4 protein-coding genes are annotated in these 13,788 nt (G+C 72.2%); all 4 read right to left on the bottom strand.

What is annotated here, in order from left to right; translation table 11 throughout:
• Positions 1 to 31: 31 nt before the first annotated feature.
• On the bottom strand, positions 32 to 6,286 hold the full coding sequence (locus ABT009_RS01085) for an SDR family oxidoreductase (protein ID WP_351288042.1): 6,255 nt from the start codon (positions 6,284 to 6,286) through the stop codon (positions 32 to 34).
• A 208-nt stretch (positions 6,287 to 6,494) separates the two neighbouring features.
• On the bottom strand, positions 6,495 to 8,057 hold the full coding sequence (locus ABT009_RS01080; protein WP_351288039.1) for a PfaD family polyunsaturated fatty acid/polyketide biosynthesis protein: 1,563 nt from the start codon (positions 8,055 to 8,057) through the stop codon (positions 6,495 to 6,497).
• Positions 8,054 to 11,653 (bottom strand): alpha/beta fold hydrolase, encoded by a 3,600-nt coding sequence (locus ABT009_RS01075; RefSeq protein ID WP_351288036.1) that lies wholly within the window; start codon positions 11,651 to 11,653, stop codon positions 8,054 to 8,056. The genes ABT009_RS01080 and ABT009_RS01075 overlap by 4 nt, the downstream gene beginning before the upstream one ends.
• Complete coding sequence (locus tag ABT009_RS01070; protein WP_351288033.1) at positions 11,650 to 13,542, bottom strand: fatty acyl-AMP ligase; 1,893 nt, start codon at positions 13,540 to 13,542, stop codon at positions 11,650 to 11,652. Before ABT009_RS01070 ends, ABT009_RS01075 begins: the two co-directional genes overlap by 4 nt.
• Positions 13,543 to 13,788: the final 246 nt, after the last annotated feature.

Below are 13,788 nucleotides of genomic sequence, written 5' to 3'. Positions count from 1 at the left end.
GGTGTCTCGCTCTCCGGTCGTTCGCGGCGGGTCAGGAGGGGCGCAGGACGAGGGACACGCCGAGCAGTTCGGCGCGCACGGAACCGTCCTCGTCGAGGAAGCCGATGTCGCATGTGGCGCCCTCGGCCCGCACGTCCCTCGCCAGGACCACGCAGCGGACCTGTCCGGCGGCCGGACCGGTGCGGTGGACCCGGTACCCGGCCGCGGACATCGGCAGCGTCGCCCCGCCGAGCGTCTGCTCCGCCCAGACCACGGCGAGTTGGAGGCCGCCGTCCGTGAGGGCCGGGTCGGTCCACCACGGCCGGTCGTCCCAGCCCAGTTCGCGCAGGCCGACGAGGGTGCCGGTCGCCCCGGCGGGAGACACGCCGTCGATCGAGCGGAGGGCCTGGAACCGGGGGCCGTGGAAGAGGACGTGCCCGTCGTAGATCTCGGCGCGGTCGGACGGCCTCAGGTCGGCGGGTGCGGTCCACGTTCCGGGGGCGGTGTTCGCCTCGGTCGCCGCCGCCTCGGTGCTGTAGTGCGCTACGCCGCCCTCGCCGAGGAGACGGAGCGTCAGGGGACCATTGGCCGCACCGTCGCGCCGCCCCTGCACGACGAGACGGTGACCGGCACCGTCCAGATCGTCCAGGGCGACCCTGCGCAGCACGTTCACGTTCAGCAGCGCCGTGGGAGCCCCGGCCCCCGGGTGGCCGGTCCGAGCGGCGGCGGTCAGCCACTCCAGGGCCATGGCCAGGGGCAGTACGGGCGTGTCGCCGATGGTGTGGTCCAGCAGGTACGGATGGGAGTCGTCTGTCAGCCGTATCCCGGCGGTGGTCTCCTGCCGCGCCGAGCCGCCGAAGGCGTCGGCCACGCCCCCGCCCGCCACGACGACCTGGCCGTCGGGGCCGGGAGCCGCGAACATCCCGACGAAGGCCCGGGCCCCTTCCTCGACCGGGATCAGCTCCACGCCCTGGCTCCGGAAGTGCCCTTCGAGCGCGGGGTCGACCATGCCGCCCTGCCAGGGGCCCCAGGCGATGGCGGTGACCCTGCAACCCGGCCGGGCCGCCCGCTCGGCGCAGGCGACCTGATTGAGCACCTCGTTCGCCATGGCGTAGTCGCTCTGGCCCGCGTTGCCGTACCGGGCGGCGACGGAGGAGAACACGCACAGCGCCTCGAGCGGGTCGTCGGCGGTGGCGGCCAGCAGCGCCCGCAGCCCGCCGGCCTTGGTGTCGAAGACCCGGTCGAACTGCTCGTCGGTCTTGTCCGCGAGGCGCTTGTCCGCGAGCACCCCGGCTCCGTGCACGATGCCGGTGACCGGCCCCCACTCCTGCCGTATCTCGTCCAGCGCCGCGGCGACCGCCGTCTCGTCCCGTACGTCGACGGCGAGATACCGGACCTTGGAACCGGCCTCTTCCAGCGCGGCGATGGTGTCCCGAACCTCGCGGGCGGCCAGCACCCGGGCCACGGTGGCGCCGACCTCGGCGGGGGCGGGCGGGCGCCCGGCGCTCTCCCGGCGGGCCTGCTCGATGACGGCCCGCTTGAGCGCCGCCTCGTCGACGGCGGAGCGCAGCGCCTCGGGCTCCTCGTCGAGCGGGCTGCGGCCGAGCAGCGCGATACGCGGCTGGCGGGCGCGGGCGAGGGCCAGCAGCGAGGCCGCGGTGACCCCGCGCGCGCCTCCGGTGGCGACGATCACGGAGTCGGGTCCGACGCTCCCCGAGTCGGCGGCGGGTTCAGCGGTTACCTCGACATCACACACCGTCAGGCGGGAGCCGTCGGCGCGCAGGCCGACGTCCATCGTGTCTCCGCCGGTGAGCAGTTCCCGTACGAGCGCTTCGGCGACGGCCTCGGGCGTCCGGCCCGCGCGCTCGCAGTCGACGGCCTTGACGGAGGCGTCGGGCCACTCCCGGGCGGCCGTGCGGGTGAGCGCGGCGAGCCCGCCCGACCAGGCGCGGACGCCCGCACGCCCTCCTGTGCCGAAGTCTCCGCCGGTGTCCTGCACGGTGACGAACACCCCGCCGCCGCTCTCGAAGCGCGACGCCACGGCCCGTGCGATGCGGAACGCCTCGCGGTGCACCGCGAGCGCCTCCTGGGGCGTCGCCGTGTCGCGCAGACCGCCCAGGAAGACGACTCCGTACGCGTCCTGCGGGACCTCGCTGACGACCGCGGCCGACAGCCCGTGCGCGTTCAGCCGCTCCGCGACATGGGCGGCGACGCCTCCGCCGTCGTCCGTGACGGCGAGCAGGCCTCCGCCCACCCCGGGCATCTCCAGCCCGGACGGGGGCGCGGCGACGGTCCGCACCGCGTGGTGCACGAGTCCGCCCGTGGCGGCGGGTCGGGCGGCCTCGGGGGCGGCCGGTGCGGCCGACGGCACGGGGCCACTGCCGTCGCGCAGCTTGCCGACGATGTCGCCGACCGTCCGCAGCCGGCCCAGCTCGGACGTGTCCACCGACGGCAGATCCGGCGCCTCCGCCCGCAACGCCGACAGAATCTGCACCCGCTTGATCGAATCCACCCCCAGATCCGCCTCGAGATCCATGTCCGGCGCCAACATCTCCACCGGATATCCCGTCTTCTCCGCCACGATCGACAGCAACAGACCCTCCAGGTCCACGGACATCGGGGCAGTGGGCGCTACGAGTTCGGCGCCGTCGCGCAGCTTGCCGACGATGTCGCCGACCGTCCGCAACCGGCCCAGCTCGGACGCCTCCACCGACGGCAGACCAGGCGCCTCCGCCCGCAACGCCGACAGAATCTGCACCCGCTTGATCGAATCCACCCCCAGATCCGCCTCGAGATCCATGTCCGGCGCCAACATCTCCACCAGATATCCCGTCTTCTCCGCCACGATCGACAGCAACAGACCCTCCAGGTCCACCGCCTCCGAAGCGGCCGGAGCTACGAGGACCGGTTCCGGCACAGCGTGCGGTGGCACAGCGCGCGGTGGCACCGCGTGCTGCTGTGCTGCGGCCGTCGTTGTCTCGGCGCCGGGTCCGGCCGGGGCGACCGCGACAACCGGGGCGACGGCAGGGACCGGGGCAACGGCGGGGACCGGGGCTGCCGGTACGCCCGCCGGCTCGGCGTACGCGCCGCCGTACGAGCCCTCGAACGCCCTCAGGAACGCCGCGTGGCTCTCCGCCATGAGCCGCTGGTACGTCGCGTGGGCCTCGGCCGCCTGCTGCTGGTACCGCGCGTGTGCCTCGGCCGTCTGCTGCTGGGCTACCACCACCGGATGCAGCCACTGGGATGGCACCGCGGCGGCCGCGGCCGCCGGAATCGGAGCCGCCGCCGGAGCCGGGATCGCGACAGGAGCCGGGCCCGAGGCAGTGACCGGCACCGGCACCGGCTGGCTCGCGACGGGGGCCGGTGTCGGGACCGGGTCCACGACCGGGTTCGGCGGCGGGAGTTCGCCGGCGCCGCCCGGCGGCGGGTAGGGACGGCCGTGGTTGCTGCCCTGGATCGGGGTGGTCATCTGCGGCCTCCGGCCGGTCGTCTCGTCCGTCGCGTCGTCGTTCGTCGTGTCGTCAGTGGTGGGCAGGGCATACGGGACGCACAGCGCGGCGAAGTCCACCGCGATCCCGTGCACGGCCAGGCGGCCGAGGGCGTCGTGCAGGCTCGTCATGCCGTTGCGGCCCTTGGCGTCGAGGCTGACGGCCAGGTGCGGGCGGTCGCCGAGGATCTCGCCGGCCAGCCGGGTCAGCACCGCGCCGGCACCCACCTCGACGAAGGTGCGCACGCCGTCCCGGTACATCGCCTCGATCTCGTCGGCGAACCGCACCGGCCGCGCGAGGTGGTCGGCGACGCGGCGGCGCATCTCGTCGGGGTCGTCCGGGTAGACCTCCGCGTCGGAGTTGCCGTACACCTCCAACCGAGCAGATGTGAAGGGGACTTCGCGCAGGAAGTCCATGAAGGGTTCGCTCGCCGGGGCGACGAGAGGGCTGTGGAAGCCGGTCGCGGCGTTCAGTCGCCTCACCGTCAACCCGGCGGCCGCGAGCTTGGGCTCGGCGGCGTCGACTGCCTCCTCGGTGCCCGACAGCACCGTCTGCCGAGGGCTGTTGTGGTTGGCCGTCCACAGCCCTTCCATGTGCCCCTCCGCGTCCGGACCACCGCCGAGCACGGCCTCTATCTCCTCGCGCGGCGCGGCGACCGCGAGCATCGCGCCCGAGGTCGCCGCCGCGTCCCGCATCAGCTCGCCGCGCCTGCGCGCCATGCGGACCAGCGTGTCCGCGTCGAAGACGCCCGCGGCGTGGAGTGCGGTCAGCTCGCCGAAGCTGTGTCCGGCGACGCAGTCCGGCCGTACGCCGACCGCGTCCAGCACGGACAGCAGGGCCAGGCTCTGGACGGCGAGCGCGGGCTGCGCCCATTCGGTCTCGGTCAGCAGGGCCTGCTGGGCGGCGCGGTCGGTGTCGTCGAAGACCGGCACGGGGAAGACGACCCGGTGCAGCGGCCGGTCGCCGAGCGGCAGGTCCGCCGCCCGGTCCCAGACTGCCTGGGCCTGGGGGACGTGCATGGTCACGTCGGCGCCCATGCCGACGTACTGGCTGCCCTGCCCGGTGAAGAGGAAGGCGGTACGGCCCTGATCGGCGGGACCGGTCGCGTAGTGGATACCGGAGGGGGCCGAGAAAGCTGCCTTCGGATCCCTGCGGATCAGGGCGGCGGCCTGGCGAAGCTTGCCGGACAGGTCGGAGGAGTCGCCGGTGCTCTCGGCGGTGACGGCAAGCCGGAAGGGCCGCCCGGGATCGAAGGAGAGCTGCGTGCCGAGAGCCACCGTGGCGGGCTCGCGCTGGTCGGCCGCGAGCCGCTCCGTCTCGGCCAGCAGCTCTTCGGGCGAGTCGGCGGCGAGCAGCACCAGTTCGGACGGGGCGGTACGGGACCGGGGCGCGGGCCGTGCGGCTGCCCCCTCCTTCGGTACGTACTCCTCCAGCGTGACGTGGAAGTTGCTGCCGCCGAAGCCGAAGCTGGACACGGACGCGCGGCGGGGATGGGCGGCGTCGCGCACCCACGGGCGGGCTTCGGTGTTGAGGTAGAGCGGGCCGCTGCCGAGGTCGAGCCTGGCGTTGGGGCGGTCGACCTTGATGGTGGGCGGCAGCACCTTGTGGTGCAGCGCCAGAGCCGCCTTGAGCAGCCCCGCCGCGCCTGCCGCGGACTTGGTGTGGCCGATCTGCGACTTGACCGAGCCGAGCGCGCACCAGGACCCGTCCGCTCGGCCGGACTCGCCGAAGACTCCGCGCAGCCCGGTGTACTCGGCGAGGTCTCCGGCCTTGGTCCCGGTGCCGTGCGCCTCGACGAGCTCGACGGTCTCCGGTCCGTACCCGGCGGACTCGTAGGCCCGTCGGATGGCGAGGGCCTGGCCCTGCGGCAGCGGGGCGTAGATGGCGGTGGCGCGGCCGTCGGATGCGCTGCCGATGCCGCGCAGTACGGCATAGATCCGGTCCCCGTCGCGTTCGGCGTCGGCGAGTCGCTTCAGGGCCAGCATGACCAGGCCCTCGCCGAGGATGGTGCCGTCCGCGGCGTCCGAGAACGGGCGGCAGTCGCCGGTCGGGGACAGCGCCGGCGTCTTGGAGAAGCACATGTACATGACGATGTCGTTGAGGGTGTCGACACCGCCCGCGATCGCCATGTCCGACTTGCCGAGGGCGAGTTCGTTGACCGCGGCCGACAGCGCGGCGAGCGAGCTGGCGCAGGCGGCGTCCGCGGTGTGGTTCGTGCCGTGCAGGTCGAACTTGTTGGCGATGCGGCCTGCCACGACATTGCTGAGCAGCCCCGGGAACGTCGCCTCCTGCCAGGGCACGTAGTGGCCGGCGATGCGCTCGCAGATGCCCTGGGCGTCCGGCTCGGGCACGCCGTGCTCGCGCAGCGCCTTGAGCCATACGGGCCGCTGGAGCCGGTTGGACATGCTGTACAGCAGCTCCAGCGCGCCCGTGCCCAGCATCACGCTGACCCGGTCGCGGTCGAGGTTCGCCAGGTCGCCGCCGGTGGCGTCGGTCAGCACCTGGTCGGCCACCATCAGGGCAAGCAGCTGGGAGGTGTCCGTCGCCTCCAGGGTGTTAGGGGGCACACCGTAGGTGAGGGAGGGGAAGTCGACGGGCGAAAGGAAGGCGCCGCGGCGGCCGTACGTCCGGTCCGGGGCCGACGGGTCGGGGTCGTAGTAGTCCTCGACGAGCCAGTGGGTCGCCGGTACATCCGTGATGAGGTCCCGCCCGTTCACGATGGTGCGCCAGAAGCCGCCGACGTCGGTCGAGCCGGGCATGAGCGCGCCGGCGCCGACGATCGCGATGGGCACCTGCTGGGGGCGATCAGGTTCGGACATCGTTTCCGCCTCGGTGTCTTTAGGCATGGCAAGGGGCAGAGGGTGGGATGGGGAGAATCGGGCGCCGGAGACCCGACGCTGGGGCAGGCGTCGGCGTTCGGGCGCCGGAACTCGGGGCTGAGGGCGGGCCGCCGAGACTGTGGCGCCGGGGGCCCGCGCCGGCGGGACTCAGGGGGCGCCGCCGGAGAGTTCGGGGGCCGCCGGTACGTCAGGACAGCGGGCGCGGCGCGAAGGCGAGCGCGCCGGCGGGCACCGGTACCCCGTACGTGCGCAGCTGGTGCGCCCTGGTGATCACCGCGGCGCCCTCCAGCAGGTTGCGGGCGATCTGGACGGCCGGGCGGCTGCCCGGCCCGGCGAGGAAGCTTCCCGCGGCCCAGCGGTTGAAGGCGCCCATGGCGGGACCGCACCACACCTGGTAGTCGGCCCGGCGGGAGATGTCGCCGTCGATCGCCCAGCGGCTGGACCGGCCGAGATACCAGCGGAAGACAAGCGCCATCCGGTGCTTGGGGTCCTGCTCGGCACGGGTGATCTCGCCGGGGTCGCGCTGCCGCCAGAAGCGCAGCGCCTCGGCCCAGATGTCGTCGACGGAGACACCGAGCACCTGCCGCTCCAGCCGGTCGCGCTCCCCGGGCGGCAGCGCCTCCAGCGACGGGTACGTGCGATAGATCTCGTACAGGCGACTGCCGCGGTTGGCGAACATCGTGCCGCGGCGCAGGACCTGGACCTTCGCCCCCAGCTCGAACATGTCCGCGGCCGGAGCCATGGTCACGTCGGCGAGGTCGGCCTGGGAGAGCATCGCCTTGGCATCGTCGGAGATCCCCGCCTCGTCGGCGATCTGGTTGACCGTGCCGGTCACGACGTAGGCCGCGCCCAGGGCGAAGGCGGCGGCCACGCTCGCCGGGGTGCCGAGGCCGCCGGCCGCGCCGACCCTGATGGTCCGGTCGTAGCCGTGGCGGGCGGTGATCTCGTCGCGCAGCCCCAGCAGGGCGGGCAGCAGGGACACCAGCGGCCGGTTGTCCGTGTGGCCGCCGCTGTCGCCCTCGGCGGTGATGTCCTCGGCGACCGGCACCCGAGCGGCGAGCCGCGCCTCCTCCGGGGTCAACTGCCCGCGTTCCACGAGCGCGTTCAGCAGTTCCGCCGGGGCGGGCGACATGAACCTCTCGGCCACCTCGGGCCGGGACACCTTGGCGAACAGGCGGGTGCGCCGGACGATACGGCCGGCCGCGTCCGTACGCAGCCCGTCGGCCGAGCAGCGGACGACCGCCGGGGTGAGATCCATGAACGCCGAGGCGGAGACGATGGGCACGCCGCGCCGCAGCAGCAGATCGGCCACGCGTTCCTCGACGGCGGGCTCGTTCGGCGAATGGATGAGGTTCACGCCCCAGTTGGGGCGGCCGTGCAGGGCGGTGGCGAGTTCGTCGACGGCGGCCTCGACCCGCTCGGGGGCGAGCCCTCCGGCGCCGAAGAAGCCGAGCATCTCCGCCTCCGCCATCGCCGTCACCAGGCGCGTGGTGGCGATGCCGTTGGCCATCTCACCGGCGATGTACGCGAAGCGCGTGCCGTGCGTCTCGCCGAACGACCGGTCGCCCAGCCACTCCGGGTACAGCGGCGGCAGGGTCCCGGCGATCTCGCCGCTGTGGGGGCCCTCCGGGCCGGCGACCCCCAGGTGGCCGGTCGATGTGTCCCGCACGATGAGGACCGGCCGGCGGACCGAGCGGACGGCCGCCACGACGTCCGTGTACGGGTTGGATGTCGCTTGCGCAGTGGTCATCTGGCACCCGCCAGGCTCGTGCGCGCGGCCTCGGCGACGGCCGCCAGGTACGGACGTGTGAACATGCTGAAGTGGTTGCCGGGCACCGTGATCACGGTCAGGTCGCCCAGTTCGACGGTGTCCCAGCCGTTGGGCGGGTCGAAGTGCATCGGTACGCGGTGGTCCTCCCTTGCCAGCGGTGCGAATCCGGCCTCCGGTTTGACCAGGACCACCGACAGGTCCGATGGCTCCGGCTGGTAGAGCGCGAAGGCCCGCAGGCCCGCCTGATAGGTGCCGACCACGTTGACGAGGTGGGACTCGTACGACTCCGGGTCGTCGGGCGCCCCGAGGGCCCGCGCGATCTGCTCGCCCTGCTCGTCCAGGGGCTTGGAGCGGTCGACACCGCAGGTGCAGGTGTCCGCCGCGAGGCAGGAGATGTGGCGTAGCGCGAGGAGTTCCTCGACGGCCCGCAGGTCGTCGTCGGCGGGCGCGCCACGGCCGGGCAGCGGGACGTAGCTGTCGAACAGGACGACCTTGTGGACCTTCTCGCCGTGTTCGCGCAGCTGCCGTGCCGCCTCGTAGGCGATGACCCCGCCGAAGGAGTGGCCGCCGAGGAGGTACGGGCCGTGCGGCTGGATCCGCTGGATCTCCTCGGCGAAGAGGGCCCCGAGGTCCTCCACGTCGTCGAGTGGCTCGTCCTTGCCGTCGAGACCGGGCACTTCGAAGGCGTAGCAGGGTCGTCCGTCCCCGAGCGCTCGCGCCAGCGAGGTCAGATAGAGCGCGGAGCCGCCGAGGCCGCCGGCGCAGAAGAAGGGGCGCGCCGAGTTGAGGGGGATCAGGTGGCGCGGCGCGGGGCGCGCGACATCGGCACCGCCGCTCCGGGCCTCAGCGGGGGCCGTCGCGTCGGGTTCCGCAAGGAAGCGCGCGGCCTCGTCGATCGTGGGCAGCTCCATGAACAGGGTGTGCGGGATGCGGTATCCCAGCCAGTCGGAGAGCCGGGACTGCAGGGCCGCGACGGACAGCGACTCCAGCGCGTACTCCTCCAGCGGCCGGGCCGTGTCGACGGCCGCCGCGGGCAGGCGGAGTTCGGCGGCAATGTTGGTGACCAGCCAGTCGCGGACGGCGTTCACGGTCAGTCGGGCGCCGAGAGCGGGGGCGGTCACGGCCGCCTGGCCGGGGACGGCGGCGGGCGCGCTGTGCGTCCGCGCGCCGCCGGAGGACGGGAAGTGGCGACGGGCGAGGTCCTGGGCGTACGCGACGGTGCACTCGACCAGTTCGAAGGAGGGCAGGCTGCCGGCGTAGTACGTGTGGTGCCGGCCCTGCATCACCTCGAGCCGGTCCAGGACGCCGCTTTGCAGGTCGTCGCTGCCGAAGTGCGGCATGAACGCCCACTGGCGCTGGAGGTGCACCTCCTCCAACTCCCCGCCGAGGCGGGCGATGTCGTCCCGCAGCAGTGGCGTGATGTCCTCGGCCCGGCCGTAGGAGTAGAAGGTCTGGACGTCGCTGTCGGGGTAGCGGTGGTGGTACGCGACGCAGTGGCCGGTCGCCTCGCGGGTGTCGTTGTGCTGCTTGAGGAAGTAGAAAGCGGAACCCGGCAGGCCGGAGGCCGTGGCGACGGTGGTGTGGTAGTCGTTGCCGCGGATGCGGGCGGCGAGTTCGCGTTCCTCCGCGGTGCTGTCCAGGATCGGCAGCACCTGGTCCAGCGCGACCGTGAGCACGAGGTCGTCCGCCTCGATCAGGCCCGAGTCCGTGTGCACCCGTACGCCGTCCGTGTGCCGCTCGACCGACTCGACGCGCACCGCGCACCGCAGGTCGCTCAGCTCCTCGGCGACGCGGCGCCACAGGGTGGCGAACCCTCCGGCGATGGTGAAGGCGCCGGGGTGGCCGAGGAGTGGGGGCTTGTGGGACAGCAACCCGGTCATCTCCGCGTACTTGACGAAGTACAGCGCGGGGACGTCGTCGTCGAGGTAGCCGTAGCCTGCCGCCGTGTAGCCGGTGCCGAAGGACGCGGCCATGGACTGGAGGCCGTGCTCGGCGAGCCACTGCGACACAGGCGCGGCGAGCGCCTTCGCGGAGTGCGCGAGGCCGGGTTCGCCGATGCGCGGAAACTCCCGCTCGCGGAGCGCCCGGTACCGCAGGAACGTATCTCTACGAAAGAACGACGTGTCCTGCGGCGTCGAGGCGGACCGCTCGACATCGAGAATCCGGTACGGGGTTGTGGCCTCCGTCGCCACGCCCAACTCGGTCGCCAGCTCGGCGACCCGCTCGTACTCGTTGGTGCAGATGTGGCCGCCGAGGTCGTAGGCCCGGCCGCCGATGTCCACGGTCTCGCACTTCCCGGCCACCGCATCCCGGGCCTCCAGGACGGTCACCCGGTGTCCCACCCGCTCCAGTTCGCGGGCGATGGTGAGTCCGCTCGGTCCGGCGCCGATGACGACCACGGTGCGGGGGCGGCCGTGGGTGCCCGGGGATCCGGCGGTGGACGGAGTGACCACTGCCGCCGTCGTGATGTTCCGGCTGGGCCGCAGCAGCCGGGTCAGTTCGGGAGGCTGCCGCTCACCGAGGCGGGCGTAGGACGCGGCCTGGTAGATCAGCGCCCGAAGATGGTTCAGGGACGCGGTGGAGTGCGGCGACCGGGCGAGGGCGATGCCCAGCTCTGCCGGGGCGAGGCCCGGGTCGAAGGCGAGCCGGTTGACGGCGTCGTCGTCGGCGAGGGTGTCCAGGTGCAGGTCGCCGAGGTCGAACCAGGGGGAGAGGCCCTCCGGCCAGGCGCGCGCCGGGTCGAGTGCGGTCTCGGTGCCCTCGGGTGTGCCGTCCAGGGGGTGGAGCTGGGCCTGGAGGACGTTGCGGACGCCGGTGGTGCGGATGCGGTGGCGCAGGTCGTCGCGGAGGAAGCCGGGTGCGCGGGTGTCGCCCCCCGGGCGGGGGATCTCCTCGGGGGCGTCCGGCGGCCACCACAGGTCGCCGTGGTCGAAGTCGCCGCGTACGAGCGGTTCGTCGACCGGGTACACGCGGAAGCGGATGAGCCACTGCCGCCCGTCCTCGGCGACGAAGCCCTGCGGCACCTGGGAGTAGAAGTCGTAGGTGACGTAGGAGCCGGCGGTCCTGATGTTGTTCCAGATGATGGACCGCACTTCGGGCTTCTCGCTGATGTTGCGCTCTCGCTCCTCGGGGGTGCCGAAGCTGCGTCGGAAGATCTCGGCGGTGGAGGCGAAGAAGGTCGGGCCGGTGTTGAAGGTGAGGTCGAGCAGCCCGGGTTCGAGGCCGGTCGCGGCGTCGGGTTCGGCGTCGAGCAGCCGGAGCGTGAGGCCCCGGACCGTCGGCTTGACGTCGTCGGTGCCGACCGAGTTGCTGTAGCGGACGACGACGGGGAAGCGGCGCCCGGGCCGGAGTAACCCGTGCGCGGGGAGCAGAGGGGCGTCGAGCACCGTCAGCACGCCCCGGGCCGCCGTCGACGTCGCGTGGAAGAAGCGGTCCCGGCGCGTCGCGGACGCCACCGTCAGCGCTGACATGTCGATGAGGACCCGCCGGAAGTCGTCGTCGACGTCGTACATGCGGGGATCGCGGGGATCTGTGGCGAGTATCAGGCCGTTACCGTCGGCCTTGCTTGCGTTCATGGACGTCGCCCTTCGATGAGCTCGTCGCGGGTGGGGATCTCGTTTCCGTGGACCGACACCAGGAGCGTGGTGGCCTCGCGGTCGATCTCGCCGCTCAGGAGGGCCTCTTTGCACACCCGGCGGCGGACCTTGCCGCTGGTGGTCTTGCGCACCAGCCCGGGCCGTCCCAGTACGACCGTGTGGCAGGACAGTTGGTGGTCGGCGTAGACGAACTTGCGCACCATCGCGCAGATCTCCGCGGCGAGATCCGCATCCACCCGTTTCCGGCCGGTCTCGGCGAAGACCACCAGCCGCTCTCCGGCGTCATCGGCATCCGGGCCGGTCACCGTGTCTCCGGGGAACTTCTCGTCGGGCCCGAGCGCGAACGCCACGATGCCGCCGGGCCGGATGGACGCATGGCACTCGCGGACGCTGTCCTCGATGTCGGACGGGTACACGTTGCGGCCGCGGATGATGATCAGGTCCTTGATCCGGCCGGTCATGAACAGCTGGCCCTCGTGCAGGAAGCCGAGGTCGCCTGTGCGCAGGTACTCGGTCGGGTCGTCGTCGCCCGTCACGGTGGCGTGGAAGACCTCGCGGGTCGTCTCCGGGCGTCCGTAGTAGCCGGCCGCGGTCGTCGACGACCGCACCCAGATCTCACCGACCCGCTCCGGCGGGCACGGGACGCCGGTGTCGGGGTCGACGATACGGATCCGGTCGCCGGGCTTGCTGGAGAAGCCGCAGCCGTAGTACTCGATATGACCGTCCAGGTCGAGGGCATCGGACGTGTCGTCCACGGGGACGACCTGGCCGTCCTCCAGTGCCTTCTTGTCGAGGCGCAGCACGCCCTGGCCGCGGTTCGTGACGCTCGCCGTGTTCTCCGCCAGGCCGTAGGCGCCGTAGAACACATGGGGGCGGATCCGGGAGACCGCGAACGCGTCGAGGAAGGCACGGATCGTTCTGGTGCGGATCGGTTCGGCCGCGGTGATGGCCATCTCCAGGGAGCTGAGGTCCCATCCGGCGCGTATCTCGGGCGTGGTCTTGCGGACCGCCAGTTCGTACGCGAAGTTCGGCGCCGATGTGATCGTGGCCCCGACGCGGGACATGACGTCGAGCCAGAGCGCGGGCCGCTGCAGGAAGGTGAGCGGCGACATGATGTGCGTCGTGGAGTTGCCGAGGGCCGTGCTGAGGATGACGTTGATCAGGCCCATGTCGTGGTACTGCGGGAGCCAGAACACGCCCCGCGTGTCCGGATCGAGCCGGAGGTCCACCACGTTGGCGGCTATCTCGTGGACGAGATTGCCGTGCGTGACCATCACGCCCTTGGGGACTCCCGTGGAGCCGGATGTGTACTGGAGGAACGCGGTGTCACCCGGATCCGCGGGTTCGTGCCACGAGCCGGGGTCGCATCCGTTCCCGCTCCTCCGGCCCGATCGCCGGTCGGTGCGGTACCAGGGGATGCGCGGCCAGCTGTGCTCCGAGCGTCCCAGCAGTCCGGCGACCGAACCGGCCCTGCGGGAGCGGTCGAAGAGGCCGTTGGTGAGCGCGGCTCGGGCGCCCGAGCTCTCCACGATGGCGTTGAAGCCGACGAGGTCGCGTTTGAGCCGGAAGGGGTTCGGGGGGTAGACGGGCACGGGCAGGACCCCGGCCGCCAGGCAGCCCATGAAGGCCTTCACGAAGTCCAGGGACGGCGGATAGACGAGCACCGCGCGGTCGCCGGGGGCGAGGCCCCATAACCGCAGGGAGCTCGCGACCGAGTCGACCGCCTCGGCGAGTTCGCCGGCCCTGAGCGTCTCCGCATCCTCACCGTCGTCGCCGACGAAGGTGAAGAGAAGCTTTTCCGGCTGGGTTTCGTAGAGGTTCCGCAGAGCGGAGAGCACTGAATTGCACTGTGAGATTCCGAGCGTCATTGGGCCGTCCTGTAAAGGGGAACACCAAAAGACCGAACACACCGGCAAGAGAGCACCCAAAGGGTGTTTGCGCGTTCAAGAAACTACGGATGGTCCAGTCCATTGTCAACGACAAGCGGAGCGCCCGACTCACAACCTATGGACCCATTTTTCTCCCCATTTCGGACATCTCTCATAGCGCCCCACGGGCAACAAACCGCAGGTCAACGGCGTACTCGCCATCTCATCAGAAAATTTCGAGCAAAC

This window comes from Streptomyces sp. NPDC002896 (assembly GCF_040295225.1).
Lineage (GTDB): Bacteria > Actinomycetota > Actinomycetes > Streptomycetales > Streptomycetaceae > Streptomyces.
Note: the sequence above shows the minus strand (reverse complement) of the source record. Positions and strands in the feature narration are given on the sequence as shown.

Coding starts and splice junctions, on each gene's coding strand:
- ABT009_RS01085 (WP_351288042.1), bottom strand. CDS start 6,286: ATGTCCGAACCTGATCGCCCCCAGCAGGTGCCCATCGCGATCGTCGGC.
- ABT009_RS01080 (WP_351288039.1), bottom strand. CDS start 8,057: ATGACCACTGCGCAAGCGACATCCAACCCGTACACGGACGTCGTGGCG.
- ABT009_RS01075 (WP_351288036.1), bottom strand. CDS start 11,653: ATGAACGCAAGCAAGGCCGACGGTAACGGCCTGATACTCGCCACAGAT.
- ABT009_RS01070 (WP_351288033.1), bottom strand. CDS start 13,542: ATGACGCTCGGAATCTCACAGTGCAATTCAGTGCTCTCCGCTCTGCGG.